Source organism: Parendozoicomonas haliclonae, assembly GCF_900174585.1.
Taxonomy (GTDB): Bacteria; Pseudomonadota; Gammaproteobacteria; order Pseudomonadales; family Endozoicomonadaceae; genus Sansalvadorimonas; species Sansalvadorimonas haliclonae.
The window spans coordinates 1-22,387 of record NZ_FWPT01000002.1 but is presented as its reverse complement, the minus strand read 5'-3'; the positions used below and the strand labels follow the sequence as shown (position 1 = coordinate 22,387).

Sequence of the window (22,387 nt, the reverse complement as noted above, 5' to 3'; positions counted from 1 at the left end):
TGGTCGGGGCGAGATTTGCCTGACCATCCGTTATCTATCTAATGTTGAAGTTTACTCAGCCTCATCCCGAGTAAAGACCCACTCTTTATCGTTACTCATCTCTTTATTAAAAACATAACCGCCGTAGTTAAATTTCTTCAGATCAGCCGGCTTGCTGATTTCTTTGTCGATAATATATCGAGTCATCAGGCCTCGGGCTTTCTTGGCGTAGAAGCTGATAATTTTGTACTGGCCGTTTTTCAGATCCTTGAACACCGGAGTAATAATATCGGCTTCAAGCTTTTTCGGTTTGACGCTTTTGAAATACTCATTGGATGCCAGATTCACCAGTACATTGTCGTCCTGTTCGGCAATCTCTTCGTTCAGGGCATTGGTGATGATGTCACCCCAAAATGCATACAGATCCTTGCCCCGGGTATTGGCAAACTTGGTACCCATCTCCAGACGGTAAGCCTGCATCAAATCGAGTGGCTTAAGCAGACCATAGAGGCCGCTGAGAATCCGCAGGTGATTCTGGGCAAACTTGAAACCTTTCTCATCAAGGCTTTCTGCATCCAGCCCAGTGTAAACATCACCTTTAAAGGCCAAAACGGCCTGCTTGGCATTGTCTTTGGTAAAAGGCTGCTGCCAGGCTTCAAAACGGGCGGCATTCAGGCCAGACAGCTTATCACTGATGCTCATCATCTTACCGATATCGGCCGGGCTCAAATCGCGCAGCTGCTCGATCAGCTCCTGGGACTGATCCAGAAACGCAGGCTGGGTCGCGGTTTGGGTAACGGGCGGAGTGTCGTAGTCCAGAGTTTTGGCCGGTGAGATAACTATGAGCACGTTGGTTCCTCGGAGATATTCTATAAATTCTTTTCAACCATACTATTCTGAGTAGGCGCTTTTCTCCAGAGCAGGGTCTCTATCGGCCTGAATGGTGTTCTCTATTGTGGCGCTATCTATTGTCAGCCTTTGCTTATCGTAACTTATGTCATAGCTAATGTTTCTTTTTGTTTCGGTGGGTGCGATACCGTATTGACCAGCACGTAATGCGGTTACAGACTCGCGGAACTTTTTCGCAGGATTTCGTTGTTCCTCGCCATGTCTGAATATTCCCAATACCATCTTGTCGATCTGATGCGTGAGCGCATTCAGAAATACCAGAACAAGATCGCCCTCCGTTATTCCGCCAAAGAAGCTGAAGATATTAGCTGGCGTGAGCTTGGCCAGAAAGTTGAGCAGTTGGCTCTGGCTCTGGTGGGCGCCGGTCTGGAAGTTCAGGGCAAGGTTGCCATCTTCTCCCGCAATATGCCGGAGTGGACGATTGCTGATCTGGCCGTGCTGTGGTGTCGTGGTGTAACCGTGCCGGTTTATCCAACCAATACGGCTGGTCAGACGGCTTATATTCTGCGTGATGCCGGTGTTCGCCTGATCTTTGTCGGTGAGCAGGAGCAGATGGATGCCGTGGTTGAACTGCAGCAGCACTATCCGAATCTGGAGTATGTCATCGCCCTGGATAGCTCGGTCAACCTGCGTGGCATGAAGAACGCCTGTTATCTGGAAACCTTCCAGAAAGCGCCTGTGAGCATGGAACAGCGTAAGGAACTGGACCAGCGACTGGCCAACAATAACCTGGATGATCTGCTGACCCTGATTTACACCTCTGGCACCACCGGTGAACCGAAAGGTGTCATGTTGGACTACCGCAACTTTGCCTCTGCCATCAAGCTCCATGATGCGCGTCTGACCCTGACTTCCGATGATGTCTCTTTGTGCTTCCTGCCACTGAGTCATATCTTTGAGCGGGCCTGGACTTACTACGCGTTGTATCGTGGGGCCACGAACGTTTATATGCGTGATCCGGCAGCCGTTCAAACCGTACTGGCGACAGTGCGTCCAACAGTTATGTGTTCCGTACCACGTCTGTTTGAAAAGGTGCATGCCGCGATTCTGGCGAAAGTCGCAACCGCCAAGCCTGCCCAGCGCGCCATCTTTAACTGGTCTTTGAAGGTGGGAGAAACAGCGCTGGCCCGCAAGCAGAAGGGTAAGCCGAATGGCATGATTCTGGACTTGTCCCTGCGTATTGCCGACAAGCTGGTGTTCTCCAAGCTGCGTAATGGTCTGGGCGGTCGCATGCGCTTTATGCCTTGTGGTGGCGCGCGCCTTGAGCCGGATATCAACCTGTTCTTCAAGAGCATTGGTCTCAACGTAATTGTTGGTTACGGCCTGAGTGAAACCACTGCGACCGTGAGCTGCTACGATGCTGACCAGCTGAACTTCGGTACTGTTGGTACACCACTGCCTTATGTTCATATGCGGATTGGCGAAGAGAACGAGATTCAGGTGAAAGCGGATACCGTGATGAAGGGCTACTACAACAAGCCTGAGGCAACTGCCGAAGCCTTTACCGAAGATGGCTGGTTCCGTACCGGTGATGCCGGTTATATCGATGACCACGGCAATGTGGTGATGACCGAGCGTCTGAAAGATCTGATGAAAACCTCCGGCGGTAAATATATAGCACCGCAGATGGTGGAAGGTACGCTGGTGCGGGATCACTTCGTTGAACAGGTCGCGATTGTCGGTGATGCCCGAAAGTATGTGTCTGCCTTGATCGTTCCGGCTTTCTCGGCTCTGGAAGAGTATGCTCACTCTGTAGGTGTGAAGTTTGAGAACCGTATGGAGCTGCTGCGTCACAGCCATATTCAGGAAATGTTCCAGCAACGTCTGGAAGCTCTGCAGAAAGAACTGGCCCGCTTTGAGCAGGTAAAGAAATTCACCCTGCTGGATCGTGAATTTTCTCTGGAGATGGGCGAGCTGACTCCAACCCTGAAGCTGCGTCGTAAGGTGATTATGGAGCGCTTTAGTAAAGAAATTGAGGCGATGTACCCAGGCCGTAACTAATCCTCTGGTTTGAATCTCATCCACTAAAAAAGGGCTGTTCAGATTATGAACGGCCCTTTTTTCCTCTCGGTTCAATCAATTTAGAGATTGGCTTCGGCAAAGGCTGCCAGTGCTGAACGTGGGACGCCCTCCAGTTGAATCATCCCGCCATGTTCAAAGTCACGGAAACGCTGGGTCAAATAGGTGAGTCCGGAGCTGGCCGGATTCAGGTACGGTGTGTCGATCTGGGCAAGGTTGCCAAGGCAGATAACCTTACTGCCATGACCGGCACGGGTGATGATGGTTTTCATCTGGTGCGGCGTCAGGTTCTGGCACTCGTCGATAATAATCAGACTGTGCTGGAAGCTGCGTCCACGAATGTAGTTCAGTGATTTGAAGTGAATGGGAACCCGGTCGAGGATGTAATCCACACTGCTGCGGGTGCTTTCATCATCGCTGTGCAGAGCTTCCAGATTGTCGGTGATGGCACCCAGCCAGGGTTCCATCTTCTCCGCTTCGGTACCCGGAAGATAACCGATATCTTCATCTAGCCCCTTGGTGCTGCGGGTGACGATAATACGCCGGAAGTGTTGTTCAGCAACGGTCATTTCTATTGCGGCGGCCAGCGCCAGAATGGTTTTACCTGAGCCTGCAGGGCCATTCAGGTTGACCAGCTGGATATCCGGATTCAGCAGCAGGTTCAGTGCCAGTGCCTGATGGATATCGTAAGGTTGCAGCCCCCAGGCCTGACGGCTGAGCAGTTTCTCCCTGTCGATATGTTCCAGAGTGATGGTGTCATTGGTCGTTTCGACTACCCGTCCGACAAAATCCTGCGCATCAATAATAAATTCATTAATGCCCGGATGTCCGAACACCTCCAGCCGTGGAATGGTATGCAGAGTGCGGCCATTCAGCTGGGTACTTTGCACATCACTGAGCCGGTCCCAAAGGCTGCCATCCAGTTCGACGAATCCCTTAGGCAGAAGACTGACATCGTCTATTTGCCGGTCACTCTGGTAATCCTCCGCCATCAATCCGCAGCCTCTGGCTTTCAGGCGCATATTGATATCTTTGGTCACCAGTACAAAGTCATCATCCGGGTTTTCCCGTTTCAAATGACAGATGTCGTTAATAATGCGGTTGTCGTTAAGGTCAGTGGTGAGGGTGGTGACATTGGCAGGTGCGCTGTGCATCTGAATCGACAATGTCCCTTGAGGTGGCAATTTCTCATCCCGGCTGATGGGGATGCCAAGTTCCATTTCCTCCGGTGTGGCGGGTCCTACAATACTGTCGATCAACCGAATGGCCTGACGACAGTCGGCGGCTATTGTCTGCTTGCCGTTTTTGAGCTTATCGAGTTCCTCCAGAACAGTGATGGGGATGATGACTTTATTTTCTTCAAAGTTGAGAGGTGAGTTGGGATCGTGGATAAGGACATTGCTGTCCAGGACGTATGTGGTGCGACGAGGCGACTGTATCGGTTCCAGCGTCACTGCATCATGCATAGCTGCTCCTTGTTCCCTGAACGTCACCGGCTCCGGCAGAGCCGGCGAGGGTTACGTTTGACCCGAAGGTCTCCAGCTCTGTACCGACTGGTCGTCAGTCACTCGGCAGGAAGAGCTACCAGAGCTGTCAGACAGCAATAACAGACAGTCCTGTTTTCATTATGAGAGGAGTTTTTCAGGGAAGGCAAGGTGAAAATAGTGGTTGGTGCGGTATTTTCCACTTTTCTGGAAAAGTGCGGGTTCAGCTATTGCAGCGATCAGAATCACCCCATATATTTAAGAGATAACTCTTCTTTTTCTTCCCCTCTTTCCTACCGTTTGCTGACGTTTTTATTGCCGTTTTGACATGTTCTTCAGGCCTCTCCAAGGTCTGGTAGAGTCTTATGAATGCCTAATGAACACTGTTCACCTGGCTATTCATAAGACTCTGCCGATCGACAGTATTAGAGAATCATAACGGCGCCCCAACCAAAGATAATCAGCGGGATATTAAAGTGCAGGAAGGTCGGCAGGACGGAACCACGGATGTGGTCGTGCTGACCATCGGCATTCAGGCCGGCAGTCGGCCCAATGGTGGAATCTGAGGCCGGAGAGCCAGCATCACCCAAAGCGCCAGCGGTACCGACCAGCGTAGCAATCGCCAGTGCAGACAGTCCAAATTCCATGCCCAGTGGCACGAACAGCGTGGCAATCACCGGTACGGTTGAGAAGGACGAGCCAATACCCAGGGTAATCAGCAGACCGGTGATCAGCATCAGGAATACAGCCATGGCCTTACTGTCGCCAAACAGGCTGCTGGCGCTCTGCACCAGATCAGGAATGGCGTTGGTTTGGCGCATCACCTCGGCAAAACCCGCTGCAGCAATCATGATGAAGCCAGCATAGGCCATCATCTTCATGCCCTGCACAAAGGTATCGTTGGACTCTTTCCACTTCAGCACGCCGGTAAACATAAGGGTCGCACAGCCGGAGAGGGCACCAATAATCATGGAGCCGCTGTAGAGCTGAGCTGCTAGTGTTAGCACCACTGCCAGCAGCGTGCCGAACAGGGTTTTGCCAGAAATTTCTAGGGGTTCTTTCCGGGAAGACTGGATAGACGAATCGGCATAGCCGCAGGGCTTGCGATAGGTCCAGAAGACAGCAACCAGCAGACCCAGGAACATGCCTGCCACCGGAATGATCATAGCCTGAGGCATCAGAGAACTGCTGATCTCAAGACTGTTGTCATTCAGGTTGCGGGCCAGAATCTCGGTCAGGAAGATATTGCCGAAGCCCACCGGCAGAAGCATATAGGTAGCGGTCAGACCAAAGGTCAGGAAGCAGGCGATCAGGCGACGATCCAGCTGCAGACTGTTAAACAGACCCAGCAGTGGTGGAATCAGAATCGGGATAAAGGCGATGTGGACCGGAATCAGGTTCTGGGAGGCCACAGCCATCAGCAGTACCGCAATCAAGATCGAAGCCTTGGCAAGATTACGGTTGTGGTGAGACTTTTGAACCATGGTAATAATTTTCTGGGCCAGAAACTCGGGAATGCCGGACTTGGCAATACCCATGGCAAAGGCGCCCAGCATGGCATAACTCAGACCGATACTGGCACCATTGCCAATACCAGCACTGAAGGCGGTAACGCTGCCAGCGAGACCCAGTTCGCTGGTCAGACCGCCGGCCAGGGCGCCCAGCAAAAGGGCGAGAACAACGTTAACCCGTGCCAGACTGAGCACGAGCATAACAAGAACTGCAATAACGACTGCATTCATAACGGTGAAGCCTGTATTTTTAGAATCATATTGAGCCGGATGCAGAATACGGGCATGTAGAAATCTGGTGTACGGAAAACCAGTGCCTACAGCACACTATGGTTCAGTTCTGATCAATTCGGCAATTTTCTGAAAAAGGTTTGAGCAGAGGGCTCAAGATCCGATCAATAATTTTTCGGCTGGTAGAGCAGCCTGATAAAAATCAATGATGGTGATGATGCAGGTGGTGCAGATGAGAGGCGTGCAGAGCTACGGACAGGCTGATGGAGGACTGGGAGTCCTGAATTTGTGTGGTCTGTAATGTCTTTCTCGACACTCTCATGGTTATGCTCGCTTAACGCAGTTCTGCGTCTAAGTGTATGTTTTTGCGATAGTAAGCAGGTCTTCCTGCATTTTTAAAATAACCCGAGATGTGAGCGGATTGCAATAGTGAAAAATAAGCCTGTTGAGTCACAGGCTTATTGGATGGAACAGGGATATAAAGATGGAAGGGATCAGTCGATCCAGCCGCCCATCTCTTTCCAGCTGTTGACGATGCCGCAGAACAGCTCGGCCGTCCGGTCGGTATCGTAACGTGCGGAGTGAGCTTCGTTCTTATCGAAATCAATGCCGGCGACATCACAGGCACGGGCCAGCACGGTTTGACCGTATGCCAGACCGGACAGCGTCGCGGTATCAAAGCAGGAGAACGGGTGGAACGGGTTGCGCTTGGCATCACAACGTTCAACAGCCGCATTCAGGAAGTTCAGGTCGAAAGCGGCGTTATGGCCCACCAGAATTGCGCGGGTGCAGCCATAGCGCTTCATGGCCTTGCGAACAGTCTTGAAAATAGTGGCCAGGATATCGTCTTCCTTGGAAGCGATCCGTAAAGGATGAAACGGATCAATGCCAATAAAGTCGATGGCTGACTTTTCGATATTTGCGCCTTCAAAGGGCACCACATGAGCGGACTCACGGGCTTCCGGGAAGACAAACCCCTGTTCATCCATACCGATAGTCACCACTGCAATTTCCAGCAGGGCATCGGTCTGTGCGTTGAAACCACCGGTTTCAACATCAACGACAACCGGCAGATAACCGCGGAAACGTTCGGACATCAGGGCTTTCGGGTCAGATTGGCTCACATCTATGCCTTATTCAGACTCGTCCGGCGAATCTGTGCTCGCCGGACAAGTGTTCATCAATTAAGAGATTCGGGTCCATTGTAAATGTTCACCGGCCTTCAGGGGAACGACTTGGTGATTACCAAAAGGCAAAGATTCGGGAACAGGCTGCGGTTTCTTCTCCAGAGTGATGGCTTCGGTGTTGCGTGGAAGACCATAGAAGTCTGCGCCAAAGTGGCTTGCAAACCCTTCCAGCTTATCCAGAGCACCATGCTCATCAAAGACTTCCGCATACAGTTCAATGGCACCAAAGGCAGAGTAGCAGCCTGCGCAGCCACAGGAAGTTTCTTTGGTTTCCTGAGTGTGTGGCGCAGAGTCCGTACCCAGGAAGAACTTGGAGTTACCACTGATAGCTGCATGAATCAGCGCATGCTGGTGGATATTGCGCTTGAGAATCGGCAGGCAATAGAAGTGCGGGCGAATACCACCAACCAGCATATGGTTGCGGTTGTACATCAAATGCTGAGGCGTAATGGTTGCCGCGATGTTCGGACCGGTTTCCGTGACAAAGGCTACGGCATCATTGGTGGTGATATGTTCCATCACCACTTTCAGTTCCGGGTAGCGGCTGACCAGCGGCAGCAGATGACGGTCAATAAAGATACGCTCGCGGTCAAAGATATCGATATCCGCATCGGTCACTTCACCATGAACAAGCAGTGGCAGTCCTGCATCAATCATGGCTTCCAGAGCCGGATAAATATTTTCCAGAGCGGTAACACCAGAATCAGAATTGGTGGTGGCACCGGCCGGGTAAAGCTTAAGGGCTTTCACATCACCGCCAGCCTTGGCTTCACGGATCATCTCCGGAGTCGTCTGGTCGGTAAGGTATAGCGTCATCAGTGGATCGAAGGCCACGCCTTCCGGGCAGTGGGCCATAATGCGCTTTTTGTATTCGGCCGCATGTTCCGCTGTGGTTACCGGCGGCCTCAGGTTAGGCATGATGATTGCGCGGGCGAAGGTATTGGCTGTTGCTGGAACGGTGGTGGCCAATGCGGCGCCATCGCGCAGGTGTAGGTGAAAATCGTCTGGGCGGGTCAGGGTGATCTGCACGGCAGAGTATTCCTTGAACGATGAAATTTATAATTGGGACGCTCTCGACGGTGCAGATACTAACCCATGACGACGCTGCGGTCATGGACTTGCTGCATGATTACAGGCTATTTGCTGAGGCGGTGGTGATCGCTTACAGTGGCATCACCGTATCAATATTGATCTCGATCTCTCACGATAATAATAACCAGTCAGAGTGAGCCTCTTATGAAACCGTCCTTTGATCTTGTGGTGTATGGCGCGACCAGCTTTGTTGGTCAGATTCTGGTGAAGTATCTGGCGAACTATCTGAGTCAGAATCCTGAAGATAATATTCAATGGGCCATGGCCGGTCGCTCACAGAGCAAGTTGGATGAAGTCAGGTCATCCATTCCGGGTGGCCAGGATATCCCTCTGCTTATTGCTGATGCCGAAGATGAAGAGGCTCTGCGGACTATTTGCTCGCAAACGCGGGTCGTTATTTCTACCGTTGGACCTTATGCCCTGTATGGTTCGACCTTGGTTAAGGTCTGTGCCGAAACGGGTACGGATTACTGTGATCTGACCGGCGAGGTGCAATGGATCAAGCGGATGGTGGATCGCTTTGAACCACAGGCTAAACAAAGCGGGGCTCGTATTGTCCACTGCTGTGGGTTTGATTCGATTCCTTCTGATCTTGGTGTCGCTTTTCTGCAGAAGCAGGCCCGGGAGCAGTTTGGCCAGCCCTGTACCGATGTAAAAATGCGGGTCAAGGCGATGAAGGGCGGTATGTCTGGCGGTACTGTTGCCAGTATTGTGAATATCACTAAAGAGGTGGTGGCCAACCCGGCTCTGCGCAAAGATCTGGCTAACCCTTATCTGATCTGCCCGCCGGAACACAGTTTTACAGCCCGTCAGCCCAACCAGAATGGCACAGCTTTCGATTCAGATTTTCAGGCCTGGACGGCCCCGTTCATTATGGCCGGAATCAATACCCGGGTAGTGCATCGTTCCAATGCCCTGAGCGGTAATGGTTATGGTGAAAATTTCACTTATAGCGAAGCGGTGCTGACCGGCAAGGGGATGAAAGGTCGGATGACCGGGATGTCGTTTGTTGCTGGTCTGGGAGCCTTTATGGTGGGAGCGGCACTGAAACCGACTCGCTGGTTTTTGGAGTCCTATGTATTGCCTAAGCCCGGTGAAGGCCCATCCCCTGAAGCGCAGCTCAAAGGTTTTTATGATCTGCGCTTTGTCGGGAAGACCGCTGATGGTCAAACCTTGAAAACCAAAGTCACAGGCGACCGTGATCCGGGTTATGGCAGCACTGCAAAAATGTTGGCTCAGGCTGGTTTGTGTCTGGCTTTGAATACTTCCAAAGAACAAAAGCCTGGTGGCTTCTGGACGACAGCGTCTGTCTTTGATGAAACCATTTTTGAGAGGTTGACCAAAAATGCGGGCCTGACCTTTGAGGTGCAGGGCAGCAAGGGAGGCCGCTAATGGGGTTGTATCAATACGATGCCACCGGTCTGGCTGAGCTGATTCGCAGCAAGCAAATTAGCGCGGACGAAGCTTTCGATTATGTTGTCAGTCAGATTGAAGCTCTCAATCCCGCTATCAATGCTGTGATTCGTACCCGTTATGAAGCTGCGCGCAAGGAACTGACTCAGGTGGATGCGGATGCTCCTTTTGCGGGTGTGCCGTTTTTGACCAAAGATCTTCTGGCATCTATCGAAGGGGAGATACTGAGCTTTGGCAGCAAGGCTCTGGCTAATAACCGTGCCACTGCCGATGCCTCTCTGGTGAAACGCTTTCGCAAAGCCGGCCTGGTGATTCTTGGTCAAACCAATACACCTGAACTCGGGCTGATGGGGATTACCGAGCCCAAAGCCTATGGCCCCAGCCGTAACCCCTGGGATTTGAACAGAACCCCCGGTGGCTCCAGTGGCGGAACCGCTGCTGCGGTAGCGGCTGGTATCGTACCCATGGCCTCCGGTGGTGATGGCGGTGGTTCTATTCGTATTCCATCCTCCTGTTGTGGGTTGTTTGGATTAAAGCCCAGCCGAGGTGTTCAACCGATTGGCCCGTTTATCGGAGAGGCATGGGCCGGCGCGGTGAGTGAGCATGTATTAACTCGCTCGGTACGTGATAGCGCGGCCATGCTTGATATCACCAATGGTATGGATTGTGGTGCGGCTTATCCGGTCAAGCATCAGGAAGGTTTTCTAGCAGCCAGTCAGAAAGATCCAAAGCCTCTGCGAATTGGATTCTCAACCAAAAGCCCCACGGGGTCTTTTGTCGATGAAGAGTGCAAACAGGCGGTTGCCAATACGGTTCAGCTACTCACAGAGCTGGGGCATCAAGTCGAGGAGATCGAATTACCTCTTGATGGCGAACAGCTGGCCTCCAGTTTCTTTAAGGTTTTGATGGGACAGACAGCCAAGGATGTGGCAAGCATTGCAGAGTTGGCCGGAACCTCTGTCTCTCGGCTGGATATAGAGCTGCCAACCCGCTCGCTTTACAAGATTGGCAGTAAGCTCTCTGCCAGAGATTATCTGCTGGCTCACAGTTATTGGAATGAACTCAGCCGTAATATGGGCGAGCTTCATAAAACCTATGATGTGATTGTTACACCAACACTGGCAACGCCACCGCAACCTGTTGGTGCGTTATATCCTTCAGCTGCTGAGTTGATGTCTATGCGTCTGCTGGCGATTCCGGGAATGAGCTGGTTGAGCCTGAAGCTGGGGATGGTTGAAACCATGGCCAGAGATATGCTCGATAAGGTGCCCTTTACCCAGATTGCCAATATGACCGGGCAGCCGTCTATGTCTGTGCCGCTGCATTGGAGTAGAGATGGCTTACCGGTGGGAGTGCAGTTTACCGGAGCTATAGGCGAAGATGCTGTGTTGTTCAGTCTGGCTGGTCAGCTGGAGCGTTCAGCGCCCTGGGCAGAGCGCTGGCCGGAACTGCGAGCAAAGCATCAGGCGGGGTAGATTCCGCCCAGTATCCTTCGACCGCTGGCGTTAGTGACAGCAGGCAGGTTACCCGGCAGACCGTGCAGGGTTTGTCGGGCCAGCCATGCAAAGGCTGTTGCTTCCACCCATTGGTGGGGCAGGCCAAGAGAGTTGGTGGTTGCCACCTGAAACCCTTCCAGCTCTTCCGAGAGACGACGAATCAGAGTGGTGTTGCGGGCACCGCCGCCACAGATGTACACCTCCCGGCAATCTGATGCATAGCTTCGGATATCGTTCGCCAGACTTAGCACAGTCAGTTCCAGCAGCGTGGCCTGAATGTCCTCCGGGCAGGGGGCTTCTTCCAATTGGGAGATGCCATGCCATAACCAGGAGTGATGAAAGTATTCCTTTCCGGTACTTTTTGGAGCTTTACGGCTGAAATATTTATCTGCCATCAAGGTATTCAAAAGCGGTTGAGAAACCTCGCCTGTCGCTGCCCAGCGGCCGTTCTTATCGTAACGACGACCGCTATGTCGGTAGCACCAGTCATCCATCAGGGTATTGCCCGGTCCGGTATCGAAACCTATCACCTTCATCTCAGCATCCGCTGGCAATACGGTGATATTGGCAATACCGCCAATATTGGCAATTACCCGGGTGCGGGTTGGATGCCGGAAGATGGCTTCATGAAAAGCGGGAACAAGAGGGGCGCCTTCACCACCGGCGGCCATATCCCGTCTGCGAAAATCGGCAACGGTGGTAATGCCGGTCTGTTCGGCAATCAGTGAAGGATTTCCAATCTGCAGGGTGTTGCCGATATTTGGCAGGTGTCGAATAGTCTGGCCATGGCTGCCAATCGCCCTGATTGCACTGGCAGGAATATTGGCCTGCTTCAATAGCTCGTTAACGGCTTCAGAAGCAAGGATGGCGATAGCCAGATCAGCCTGACACATCAGCTCAATCTCATTCTCGCCAGGTTGGCAGAGACGTTGAAGCTGAGTGCGTAAGGAGGACGGTAAAGGAAGGGATATTTGATCCTGCAGCACCGGAAAGCCCGGAGCCAGATCAACCAGCACGGCATCCATAGCATCCATGCTGGTACCGGACATCAGACCGATATAAAGCTCGGTCTGATGTCCTGAGGAAATATCTGAATTATTGGGTTGTGACATTCGAGGCTTCTTCCGCTGAGGCCAGTAACGTGCCGGACTGTCGCTCAAGCTCAGCCAGCATCACTTTGGTCAGAGTCTGGAAGTTTGCCATTTCTTTCTTCGGAAGTGGAGCTGCATCCGGCAGTTTCACTGTCAGAGGGTTGCGGTGAACGCCGTTGACCTGGAATTCATAGTGCAGGTGCGGGCCGGTCGCCCAGCCAGTCTGGCCGACATAACCCACGGTTTGCCCTTGCTTAACCCGCTGGCCTTTTCGCAGCCCTGCGGTGCGCACCTGGTGGGCGTAAACAGTCACGATATTGTTGGCGTGCTTGATGTAAACCACATTACCGTAACCATTTTTCCAGCCGGAGAACTGGATCACGCCATCACCGGCCGCCTTGATAGGCGTACCTGTTGGGGCTGCATAATCAACACCACGGTGAGGACGTTTGGTTTTGAACACAGGATGCAGACGGTTCGGGTTAAAGCGCGAACTGATACGGGTGAAATCAACCGGCGTCCGGATAAACGACTTGCGCATGCTTTTTCCATCCGGCGTGTAGTAATTACCGTCGCCGGTGGAATCGACAAAATAAACCGCTTCCAGTTTGCGATCGCGGTTATTAAATGTGGCCGCAAGGATATCGCCGTAACCGATCTTCTCGCCGTCCAGATACTTCTCTTCGTAGATCAGGTTAAAGCTGTCGCCTTCCCGAATATCCAGAACAAAGTCGATATCCCAGCCAAAGATGTTGGCAAGGCGCATGGTCATATTGTCGGTCAGGCCCGCTTCAGTTGCAGCCAGGAACAGGGAGTTCTTGATAGTGGCTGAGGCGTAAGCTTTTCTGACTTCCGGCTCCCGGATCACTTCCTGAGAAGTAAAGCCATCTTCAGTTTTGGTGAACTCAAGACTTTCGAGTTTGTTCTTTACATATTTCAATGCGGTCAGTTCGCCATCGATACGCCCCAGCATAACGGTCTGCCCTGGACGTATATCTACAAGGCTTTTGCCGTGAGTCGTATTGTTCACCAGCTTGTGCAGTGTAGAAGGGCTGAGCTTGTGTCGTGAGAACAGAGCCGACAGTGAGTCGCCGGAGCGAACACTGGTTTTCTGCCAGGCAATAACCGGAGTTGCAGGTGCTGCTTGGGCAGCTACCTTGTCAGCTCCTGAGGTTGGTAGTTGAGGCTGTGTCTCGGCTGAAATTCCGGTGGCGACATCGGCGGGCGTAGTCGGCAGGACAATACCGGCAGATGGCGCAGATTCCGGGGAGGACAGATCAATGGGGATCTCGGTACGGTTCGCCTGAGCGCTCTCACCGGGCATAAGGGTGAGCAGCAGGGCGGTACCAACGCTCACGCCGGCAATAGCCAGAAAGTGGCGCTTGGGGAAATTCTTTGCTGCAAACAGCAGTGCATTCTTAAACGTGTTCATGCCATAAATAGCTTGGCTACATAAAGTAAGGGTCTGAAATAAAGATACAGTATAACGCTTTCAGGTTCACGGTAATTTCCGTGGGCAGCCAGAACTTTGTGTCGTCTAATAAGGATAAATGGCTGCATCCCTAGTGCTGTCAGGAGGTTGTCTTTTTTCCGACTTCCGGTATGTTTGCGTCTTTGATCTATTAACTGATGGGGAGCGCTTCGGGCGTTCCGGAAAGGATACGGGTAGTTATTATGTCTGGCGGTCAATTACCGTTATTGGAAGATCTGCAGCAGCGTGGCCTGATTAATCAGGTTACAGCCGAAGAAGAGCTGGTGGCTCACATTGCTGAAGGCTCCCGCACCCTTTATTGTGGCTTTGACCCGACCGCCGACAGCCTGCACCTTGGTCATCTGGTACCACTGCTGGTACTGAAGCGTTTCCAGCAGGCGGGCCATCGCCCTATCGCTCTGGTGGGCGGTGCAACCGGTTTGATCGGTGATCCAAGCTTTAAGGCTGCTGAGCGTCAGCTGAATACTCCAGATATCGTTGCCGGCTGGGTGGATAAAATTAAAGGTCAGGTGAGTCAATTTATTGACTTCGACTGTGGCGAGAACTCCGCCATCGTTGCCAACAACCTGGACTGGACCGGCAATATGAGTGTGCTCGACTTCCTGCGGGATATCGGTAAGCACTTCTCTGTGAATGCCATGGTCAACAAGGAATCCGTAAAGCAGCGTATCAACCGTGAAGGTTCCGGTATCTCCTTTACTGAATTCTCCTACGCGCTGCTGCAGGGTATGGACTTTGCAGAGCTGAACCGTCTGCACGATTGTACTCTGCAGGTGGGTGGTTCTGACCAGTGGGGTAATATCGTTGGTGGTATTGATCTGGCCCGTCGCCAGAACAAGGCGCAGACTTTTGGTCTGACTGTACCTCTGATCACTAAGGCGGACGGCACCAAGTTCGGTAAGACCGAAGGTGGTGCAGTATGGCTGGATCCTAAGAAAACCTCCCAATACGCCTTCTACCAGTTCTGGCTGAACACAGCGGATGCTGATGTTTACCGCTTCCTGAAATTCTTCACCTTCCTGCCGGTTGAAGAGATCAATGCCATCGAACAGGCCGATAAAGAGCGTCAGGGGCGTCCGGAAGCTCAGGCTATCCTGGCTCGCGAAGCGACCCGTCTTGTTCACGGTGAAGAAGGTCTGGCCTCTGCCATGCGTATTACCGAAGCTCTGTTCTCCGGTGATCTGAACGCACTGACTGAAACCGAGCTGGAACAGCTGGCGATGGATGGTCTGCCATGCACCAGGTTCTCTGATGCTGATCTGGAGGGTAAATCCCTGAACCAGTTCCTGGCGGAAAGTGAGCTGGCACCGGGTAAGCAGATCAAGGATGCGCTGGGTCGCAGTGGTTTGACTATTAATGGTGAAGCCAAATCCATGGAAGATAATATGAAGCTGGCAGAAGCCTTTGCTGCTGATAAGGCCATGTTCGGTCGCTTCTTCCTGGTAAAGATGGGCAAGAAAAAGCACCAGCTGTTTGAAAGAAGCGCTGGCTGAGTGAGCGTGTTGATGAGGGCTGGTTCTTCCGGCCTTCATCAACACTAGGTGTTGCGGCCTTTTTGGCCCTAACATGCTTGTTGGGAATTTTATAAAAAGACTTATCTCCAATCTGCTGATGTTCCGATGTCGTTTACCTGAATGTGTCAGGAAGACAAGGGATAAATGAGTAATTTGGAGGTAAACAAAAGTGAATTTTAATTCAGCAAACACAGGTGGCCCGCGCCCACCGATGCCAGGTTCTGTTCCTGTTTCCAATGCGAGTATGTTTCCTGGTACTGGAAGCATGCCTGGCATGCCAGCCCACACTTACCATGGGGCCACAGGCCCTCGGCATGTAGCGCCTTATCCTTATTCGCCACAACAGGGTTCTCTGGGGTTCCAGACATCTCCTTATACGGGCACTGTTCCGCCAGCCGGTCATGGCGATGGAGAGTTGCCTATGGATACTCTTGGCAGCCAGAACCTGGAGCCTGAAGATACTCTTGATGGCTCATCTTCATACACTTCAACGGATAGCCCCCATCCAAGCATGAGTAGTGTTTCCAGCCTGTCGGAGCGAAGCGTCATTCATAATCCGCCTTCTCCTTTCAGCAGCTTTGCGACCGCGCCGTCTCCAGCAACCGCTGGTGTGCCGGGCTTTCCACCACCTCCACCATATCACATGGGCTTTGGAACGGCTCCTATGCCGGGCATGCCTATGTCTGGAATGCCTATGTCTGGAATGCCTATGTCTGGAATGCCTATGTCTGGAATGCCTATGCATGGTGCCTATCCACCTCCGGCCGCACCAGGTGGTTCTTCCGTTCCGCAGTTGACTGGGCTCGACCAGATTCAGTCTGGCTCTTCAGAACGGATTGCAGAACAAAAGTTTCACCAGGCACTGCTTAAAGTTGGCCGCAATATTTTGCAGCACCAGAACAAAACGTTAATGGTCAAGCTGTGTATGTCGAACCTCTATGGCTTAATCAACAGTCTGAAGGGTGCCGATGATCAGAGCGTATTCAGCAGGGATGCTTTGGCCTCTCTGAAACCCAGCGATAAAAAAGTGTCTACCCGCCTGAAGGCTCTGCTGAATTTGCCACAGGTGTTAAAGACAAAATTCAATGGGGACAAGGCGGCAGAAACTCTGGTGTTGATTTTCCTTGGGCAGATGGTGATATGTGATGCCAGCTCCAAAACCAACCCAAACCAGATGCTCGTAAACGATATCTCAGCGATGTTGGCCAAAGAAGGTTTTGATATGAGCCTTTCGACGCCGCAGGGTATGCAAAATCGCCAGAGGGTTATTGATTGCCTGGCGAAATCAGGACTGAAGCTCAATCCTTCCGCGTCGAAGGACATTCCGATGCTGGATGAAGCAATTCGTAAAAATATTGCTGTGTTCAACGGTGTCGAGGTGGAGGATCTCCAGGGGGCATTGGATCGTTTTGCCAATGAGCTGACCGCGCCTATTCCGAACCCACACCAAAAAGCTGCATGGAAATCGCACATTGTGCAGATGTTAAGCCAGGCGAACCCGATGTTGCCTAACCCTCATGCTGTGGGTTCCCTGCTGTTAAATTTGCAGGGGCTGTTCAATAGCTTCCCTCAGGCACCACTGGCGTATGAGCTGATCAAAGCCATTGTTACTGCACCGGATACGGGGCTGTCAGATATCTTTGCACAACAGGGTGTTTCGTTGAGTGATGACGATGTACAGGCTCTGGATACCCTTCTGGCGGGTCAGGAAGCAGAAGGTGCTACCAAGCAGGCGCTGGGGCAGGTCTTTACAACGCTGGATGGCCTGGAGCGTGATGCCTGCCTGGATGTGGCGATAGAAGAAATGAACTTCATCCCTTCGCAAGGCATGCCACAGTCTTCTGGTAGAGGGAACACCTCTACGCATCCTGCAGCAGTGGGCAGGCCGAGTGTGGCACCACTCAGTATGGGGGGTACCGGTTCTCGAGGTGTTCCTCTACACGAGGCTCTCCGCCAAAACCGGAACGATCTTTACCGTAATCTAGCGATTAATGACACAACACTCCGGAGCTTTACGGGAGCGCTGTATAGCAAAGGCGTTATCGAGATACTCGAAAAGCAAAGTGTGCTTGAAGATAGAGGTTTAAAGGGTGCCAATGCCCTGCTGGATCTTCTGGAGCTCAAGCTTGAGCAGAATCCATCCCTTGAGAAAGCGGTATTGGAGTGTATGGCTGGCTGCGAAGCTTTATCTGATATGCTGCGAAAAGTTAAGCAAAGCATGAGATAAACGTTGTTGTGCCAGGGAGGAGTTCCAACCTCCTGAAAATCAGGGATGGCTCTTGAAAGGAGCCATCCCTTTTTTTAAAGCCCTTCCATAAAAACAGCTTCATGCTTAATAGGTAGTCTTTTCCATTTATAACGGCCTGGCTATCGGTCATGTCCCAGGATGTTATCAAAACAGACAAGTCCGTTTGAAACTGCTCGTTGTTTCTTTTCTCTAAGTTGTTATTCGCCTCGCCAGAAGCATTCCTGAAGACTGGGAAGTCGAAAGAATATTTATAATTTGGAGATAAACAGTTATGCAGCAGCCATCTACAGCGCCCTCAGGTTTTCCGCCATCAGTGCAAGGGAACCCTGTCTTTTCAAGTGCTACACCCCCAACTCAGACAGGTGGTTTCTATGGTGGCAGTAGCGGTGGCTATCCGGTTGCACCATATTACCCTCCCCAGACTTATATGACGGGCTCCCATCCCCCACCTTATCCTCATGTGGGTCATGCTCCGGGTCTTGCTAATCCGGTACCTGTGTCAGTTATGCCCGGAGCTTTTCCTTCAATGCAATTAACTGGGTTGGCAGATATTCAGTCTGATGTGGGACCAAAAATTCACAAGCAGAAGTTTACCCAGGCTTTGGTGGCAGAGGGTAACGGCCTGCTCAGGAATCAGAACAAATTATTGTTGGTGCGGCTCTGTATGGCAAACCTCTACGGTTTGGTCAGTAGCCTGAAGGATGTCAATGATCAGAGCGTATTCAACAGGCAGGCCCTGGTCAATCTGAAACCTGGCGATAAAAAAGTGTCTACCCGTATGAAGTGCCTTCAACAACTGCCTTCTGTATTAATGACAAAGTACAGAGAGTCTGATGCGGCAGAAGTTCTGATGCTGATTATTCTCGGGCAAATGGTGATTTGTGATGCGAGTGGTAGGGTCAACCCTAATCTGGCACTTGCGAAAGACTTGTCAGATAAGCTGGCCAAAAGTGGCTTCGATATGGGGAATGCTGACCAGGGCGTGGCGAATCGGCAGCTGGTTATTGATCGCCTGCGTGAAAAAGGTCTGCGCATAAATCCTTCCATTTCACAGAATATTCCGATGCTGGAGAGTGCCTTGCGCGCAAACATTACATTGTTTTCCAATGTCGAGGTCTGCGATCTGGATGGTGCGCTTGAGCGCTTTGCCAGTGAACTCACGGCATCTATAGCCGACCCGTCACAAAAGGCCAGCATGAAAAATTATGTGATTCAGCTTTTGAAGCAGACTAATCCGATGTTTCCCAATACGCAGGATGTGGGGCAGTTAATGATGAAGCTAGGTTCTTTGATGCCGCATTTTCCGGACCGTTGCCTGGCTTATGAAATGATCAAAGCGATTGTGACTTCGCAAAATGACAATCTGGTTGAGTTATTTATGGAGCAGGGTGTCTCACTCAATGAAGATGACATCAAGCAATTGGACAGCCTTCTGGCTAATCAGGAAACAGAGGTTGCTACCAAGCAAGCCCTGAATCAGGTATTTGCCCGGCTGAGTGGTGATGAGCGTGAAGTTTGCATGGATGTGGCCATTGAGGAAATGGATTTTATTCCACAGGTTTCCGGTTCGGGAGCTTCAGTCGTGTCTTTACCGGAGCATCCACCTCAGGACTCTCAGGCCAGTGCAGAGTCTGTATTGGAGCTTTATATGGAGGAGATGCTGAGAGCTTATTCTCAGCAGGGATCGGTGAACTCTTTTATCCGCAAGCTGTATCAGGAAGAGTTGGTCAGCGACGAACTGTATGAACGGTATGTTTCAAAACACGCTCAACAAAAACCGTCTTCTGCGGAGCTGGCTGAAAGTCTGGTCTTTCTGCTGAAGGCAAAGCTGAATGGATCAGAGGCGCCTGTTGAAAAAGTGTTCAGTGCAGTGCTGCTCGTTCTGCAAAGAGAACCCTCCTGGCAAAGTCTCTACCAGAGTATGAAGCAGGATTACGAAAGCGGTAAAAAAGCGACCTTAATCATACGAAAACACACGGAATCATTGAAAAACATATTTAGCAGCAACCTTCATGGCGTAGTGAATGACTTCCGTGGGCGGGGGCTATTGACCAAGGAGGAGTGCAATATGCTTCTGAGTCCTGGCGAAAATAATTTTCAAGTTCTACGGCATGATCTTTTTCGGGAAATTGAAGAGCAGGTAGCTGTGGATCCCGAAAAGCTTCAGGAGATAACGGCGGTTATGAAGGATGCAGGCATGCCGCATCATAAAAAGCTGGCAGAAAAGATTGAAGCTGCCATTCAGTAATCAGAAATCATGAGGCATTGAGAAGTGTGACTTCATGCGCTGAAGGTAGGTATTGGTGCAATAGCAGACATATTCGGCAATGTATCAAAACTGAAAAATGACAAAGTAGAAAACTAAGGAGTTAAAAATGGAAAGAGCAGGTTATACACAGTCAACCACAGCAGGGCAACAGGTTGACCCCGCTACGGGGATGCCTCTGGTGGGTGAGGCTACAGCAACAGCCGGTGCGGCGAGTTTCCAGGGGCGAGGCGTTACAGTTGTAGAGGCACAGCAGCTGCTTATGGAAGATTTGCAGCAGCATTTGTCAGGACTGTTGGAGCTTCAGCTTGATAGTTTTGGCAGCAAATGCTTTAGCGCTCAACTTATTGACGACGATACCAGCGATGATATTAGTGATATAGGCAGATCTTCTCTGTCGAAGAGAGAGATGACAAATCTTTTTCTGCGTAGTCTCCAAAAAAAAATACGGGCTTCTGAGCAAGCTAATGATGATGCAGGGGCAAGAAGTTTTTGTTCACAAATCGGCGAGATTATTCGCAATAAAGATGTCGTGTTGCGTAGCACAGGCGAAGACATTATGGGCATCGCTCAGAACAAGGCTGAACTTGCCAGTCGCGGTTTTAGAAAGCGGATGGATATGATTAACGATGCTATCCAGAGCAGTTTAGAGAGGCTGGCAACCTCGTTTAACGCTGCAGATATGATCTCCGATGAAGAGCACGATGCAGCAACAGATCCTAAAAGTGGTGCAGCCAAAGCTCAACTGGAGCAAACCTGGCGCGCTATTGAGGAGGCGGTAGCAAACAATCCAGATGAGAGTATAGAGGCGCTGAAAAAGGTGTTTCACGACCTGGGTGATCCTGTAAGAAGCGCTGCGAAGGAATATTTCCAGAAGTATGAAGCATTGGTGAAGAGTGCGGCTTAAGAACTATTTAAATAGCAAAAAGAATTAAGGAGTTAATAATGGACGGAGCAGGTTATAAACCTTCGGTTGGAAGTGCATCTACCGGTGTTGGGGTAGGCGCAACACCCCAACAGCTCACAGGCGATGAAACCCATGGCGCAGGCTGCCATCAGGGGCGTAGTGTGCAGGTGATCAGCCCGGAAATGCGTATCTTTGAGAGGCTTGAAGATGAAGCTATGACAATGATCGGATCGAGTACGTCGGATTTCGCTTGCCGTTGCAATACTGAAGAGCTTCTTGATGATGAAATCTATGAAGAGGTTTTTGACTTAAAGAGTGTCAGCGAGTCTGACAGGGCTCATAACCTTGTTTATGGTCTGTATAAAAACATGCGCAGGTTGGAAGCTAGTGGTAAGCAGGGCGAAGCGCGTGAGTATTGCGAAAAAGTGGGCAACATAATCTATAGACTTGATCGAGGTTTGTCGTCTGCCGGTGAGAAAGTTATTGCGATTTCCAAAGGGGAGAATGTCAGCAGTCATTTCAAGAAAGAGATGAATAGCGTGAAAAGTTCTACTCAGGGCAGTCTGCAACGTTTCGCTAATGAATTGCGAGCTAAAAAGCTGATCACAGACAACGAAGCCAAAGCGGCCTATGACAGCACTTATGGCGCGACACAAAGCTATTTGGTCAAGGTGTGGCGATCCCTGGAGGAAACAATTGAACAGAATCCTGCCGGAATACATAATTTGGTAAAGGCTCTGGGTGAATTGGGTGGCCCTTGTACTGGCATGGCCAGAAAGTACGCCGAAGAGCTTGAAAAGTTATAGTCGTTCCTCTGGTTATCCAATAAAAATTAGATAGAAAGGAAAGGCTTGACACTGATCGGGCTATGAGTAAAATGGCGGCCTCGCTTGAGTGGCCAGATACTTCCTTTGGGCAAGGGCTGGAATTAAGCTTAAGTGTTCCTCTTCACAAGATGCGATGAAGAGTGATCTTTAACAAAGAATTCAGACAATTCGTGTGGGCGCTTGTCTGGTGAGATGAAGCTTCTCGTTAACTTTGGGTTCAGTCCGTGGTTATAGAGAATGCAAAAAATACTTTGTCTCATTAACAAGCGACTCATCAATTTAATTGAGAGTAATTTGCGAAATGAGAGCCGCTTGCCTCTACCTTGGTAGACGCGAGCAAAAACGATTTAAACTGAAGAGTTTGATCATGGCTCAGATTGAACGCTGGCGGCAGGCCTAACACATGCAAGTCGAGCGGTAACAGATCTAGCTTGCTAGATGCTGACGAGCGGCGGACGGGTGAGTAATGCATAGGGATCTGCCTGGTAGTGGGGGATAGCCCAGAGAAATTTGGATTAATACCGCATACGCCCTACGGGGGAAAGCAGGGGATCCGTTCTTTTCGGAGAGTGGACCTTGCGCTATCAGATGAACCTATGTCGGATTAGCTTGTTGGTGAGGTAATGGCTCACCAAGGCGACGATCCGTAGCTGGTCTGAGAGGATGATCAGCCACACTGGGACTGAGACACGGCCCAGACTCCTACGGGAGGCAGCAGTGG

General features: G+C 51.1%; 15 protein-coding genes and 1 rRNA gene. 9 read left to right on the top strand and 7 right to left on the bottom strand.

Features of this window, described 5'->3' with window-relative positions:
• Positions 1-51 precede the first annotated feature (51 nt).
• Positions 52-828 (bottom strand): peroxide stress protein YaaA, encoded by a 777-nt coding sequence (gene yaaA / locus EHSB41UT_RS03415; RefSeq protein ID WP_087106954.1) that lies wholly within the window; start codon positions 826-828, stop codon positions 52-54.
• A 258-nt stretch (positions 829-1,086) separates the two neighbouring features.
• On the opposite strand from yaaA, the gene EHSB41UT_RS03410 reads away from it, so the two are divergent.
• Complete coding sequence (locus tag EHSB41UT_RS03410) at positions 1,087-2,889, top strand: AMP-dependent synthetase/ligase (protein WP_087106952.1); 1,803 nt, start codon at positions 1,087-1,089, stop codon at positions 2,887-2,889.
• Between the two features lie 80 nt (positions 2,890-2,969).
• Here the strand turns inward: EHSB41UT_RS03410 and EHSB41UT_RS03405 are convergent, their stop codons facing one another.
• The 4 genes from EHSB41UT_RS03405 to pyrC form a co-directional block, all read right to left on the bottom strand.
• Positions 2,970-4,373 (bottom strand): PhoH family protein, encoded by a 1,404-nt coding sequence (locus tag EHSB41UT_RS03405; RefSeq protein WP_087106950.1) that lies wholly within the window; start codon positions 4,371-4,373, stop codon positions 2,970-2,972.
• Positions 4,374-4,816: 443 nt separating this feature from the next.
• Positions 4,817-6,133, bottom strand: coding sequence for a Na+/H+ antiporter family protein (locus tag EHSB41UT_RS03400; protein ID WP_087106948.1), 1,317 nt, complete (start codon positions 6,131-6,133; stop codon positions 4,817-4,819).
• A 494-nt stretch (positions 6,134-6,627) separates the two neighbouring features.
• Complete coding sequence (gene rnt, locus EHSB41UT_RS03395) at positions 6,628-7,257, bottom strand: ribonuclease T (protein ID WP_242667231.1); 630 nt, start codon at positions 7,255-7,257, stop codon at positions 6,628-6,630.
• A gap of 60 nt (positions 7,258-7,317) precedes the next feature.
• Positions 7,318-8,343, bottom strand: coding sequence for a dihydroorotase (pyrC, locus tag EHSB41UT_RS03390; protein ID WP_207626573.1), 1,026 nt, complete (start codon positions 8,341-8,343; stop codon positions 7,318-7,320).
• Positions 8,344-8,556: 213 nt separating this feature from the next.
• On the opposite strand from pyrC, the gene EHSB41UT_RS03380 reads away from it, so the two are divergent.
• Both EHSB41UT_RS03380 and EHSB41UT_RS03375 read left to right on the top strand, forming a co-directional pair.
• Positions 8,557-9,804, top strand: coding sequence for a saccharopine dehydrogenase family protein (locus EHSB41UT_RS03380; protein ID WP_087106942.1), 1,248 nt, complete (start codon positions 8,557-8,559; stop codon positions 9,802-9,804).
• A complete protein-coding gene (locus EHSB41UT_RS03375; protein ID WP_087106940.1) occupies positions 9,804-11,300 on the top strand; it encodes an amidase in 1,497 nt (498 codons plus the stop codon). The genes EHSB41UT_RS03380 and EHSB41UT_RS03375 overlap by 1 nt, the downstream gene beginning before the upstream one ends.
• Here the strand turns inward: EHSB41UT_RS03375 and EHSB41UT_RS03370 are convergent.
• The gene (locus EHSB41UT_RS03370) at positions 11,288-12,433 is read right to left on the bottom strand and encodes an anhydro-N-acetylmuramic acid kinase (RefSeq protein ID WP_087106938.1); all 1,146 of its coding nucleotides are present in this window, start codon (positions 12,431-12,433) and stop codon (positions 11,288-11,290) included. The genes EHSB41UT_RS03375 and EHSB41UT_RS03370 overlap by 13 nt on opposite strands.
• Entirely contained in the window at positions 12,417-13,844 is a 1,428-nt protein-coding gene (locus EHSB41UT_RS03365) for an OapA family protein (RefSeq protein WP_087106936.1), read from the bottom strand. Before EHSB41UT_RS03365 ends, EHSB41UT_RS03370 begins: the two co-directional genes overlap by 17 nt.
• A 242-nt stretch (positions 13,845-14,086) precedes the next feature.
• Here EHSB41UT_RS03365 and tyrS point away from each other — a divergent pair, with 242 nt between their 5' ends.
• From tyrS to EHSB41UT_RS03330, 6 genes are all read left to right on the top strand, one after another.
• Positions 14,087-15,397, top strand: coding sequence for a tyrosine--tRNA ligase (gene tyrS, locus EHSB41UT_RS03360; protein ID WP_087106934.1), 1,311 nt, complete (start codon positions 14,087-14,089; stop codon positions 15,395-15,397).
• 295 nt (positions 15,398-15,692) lie between these two features.
• Positions 15,693-17,645 carry a hypothetical protein gene (locus tag EHSB41UT_RS03350; protein WP_133060374.1) on the top strand — a complete coding sequence of 651 codons (1,953 nt, stop codon included), beginning with the start codon at positions 15,693-15,695 and terminating at the stop codon, positions 17,643-17,645.
• Positions 17,646-18,192: 547 nt separating this feature from the next.
• Positions 18,193-19,914: a hypothetical protein gene (locus tag EHSB41UT_RS03345; protein WP_087106929.1), complete on the top strand. Its 1,722-nt coding sequence runs from the start codon at positions 18,193-18,195 to the stop codon at positions 19,912-19,914.
• A 127-nt stretch (positions 19,915-20,041) separates the two neighbouring features.
• Positions 20,042-20,839, top strand: coding sequence for a hypothetical protein (locus tag EHSB41UT_RS03340; protein WP_087106927.1), 798 nt, complete (start codon positions 20,042-20,044; stop codon positions 20,837-20,839).
• Positions 20,840-20,877: 38 nt separating this feature from the next.
• Complete coding sequence (locus EHSB41UT_RS03335; RefSeq protein ID WP_087106925.1) at positions 20,878-21,645, top strand: hypothetical protein; 768 nt, start codon at positions 20,878-20,880, stop codon at positions 21,643-21,645.
• A gap of 370 nt (positions 21,646-22,015) precedes the next feature.
• Positions 22,016-22,387, top strand: a 16S ribosomal RNA gene (locus EHSB41UT_RS03330); the annotation flags it as partial.

Bases quoted from the DNA above. Each gene is read 5' to 3' on its own strand.
- EHSB41UT_RS03345 (WP_087106929.1), top strand. From the start codon at position 18,193: ATGCAATTAACTGGGTTGGCAGATATTCAGTCTGATGTGGGACCAAAA.
- EHSB41UT_RS03405 (WP_087106950.1), bottom strand. From the start codon at position 4,373: ATGCATGATGCAGTGACGCTGGAACCGATACAGTCGCCTCGTCGCACC.
- EHSB41UT_RS03340 (WP_087106927.1), top strand. From the start codon at position 20,042: ATGGAAAGAGCAGGTTATACACAGTCAACCACAGCAGGGCAACAGGTT.
- EHSB41UT_RS03350 (WP_133060374.1), top strand. From the start codon at position 15,693: ATGCCAGCCCACACTTACCATGGGGCCACAGGCCCTCGGCATGTAGCG.
- EHSB41UT_RS03400 (WP_087106948.1), bottom strand. From the start codon at position 6,133: ATGAATGCAGTCGTTATTGCAGTTCTTGTTATGCTCGTGCTCAGTCTG.
- EHSB41UT_RS03365 (WP_087106936.1), bottom strand. From the start codon at position 13,844: ATGAACACGTTTAAGAATGCACTGCTGTTTGCAGCAAAGAATTTCCCC.
- EHSB41UT_RS03370 (WP_087106938.1), bottom strand. From the start codon at position 12,433: ATGTCACAACCCAATAATTCAGATATTTCCTCAGGACATCAGACCGAG.
- tyrS (WP_087106934.1), top strand. From the start codon at position 14,087: ATGTCTGGCGGTCAATTACCGTTATTGGAAGATCTGCAGCAGCGTGGC.
- EHSB41UT_RS03380 (WP_087106942.1), top strand. From the start codon at position 8,557: ATGAAACCGTCCTTTGATCTTGTGGTGTATGGCGCGACCAGCTTTGTT.
- EHSB41UT_RS03410 (WP_087106952.1), top strand. From the start codon at position 1,087: ATGTCTGAATATTCCCAATACCATCTTGTCGATCTGATGCGTGAGCGC.
- EHSB41UT_RS03335 (WP_087106925.1), top strand. From the start codon at position 20,878: ATGGACGGAGCAGGTTATAAACCTTCGGTTGGAAGTGCATCTACCGGT.
- EHSB41UT_RS03375 (WP_087106940.1), top strand. From the start codon at position 9,804: ATGGGGTTGTATCAATACGATGCCACCGGTCTGGCTGAGCTGATTCGC.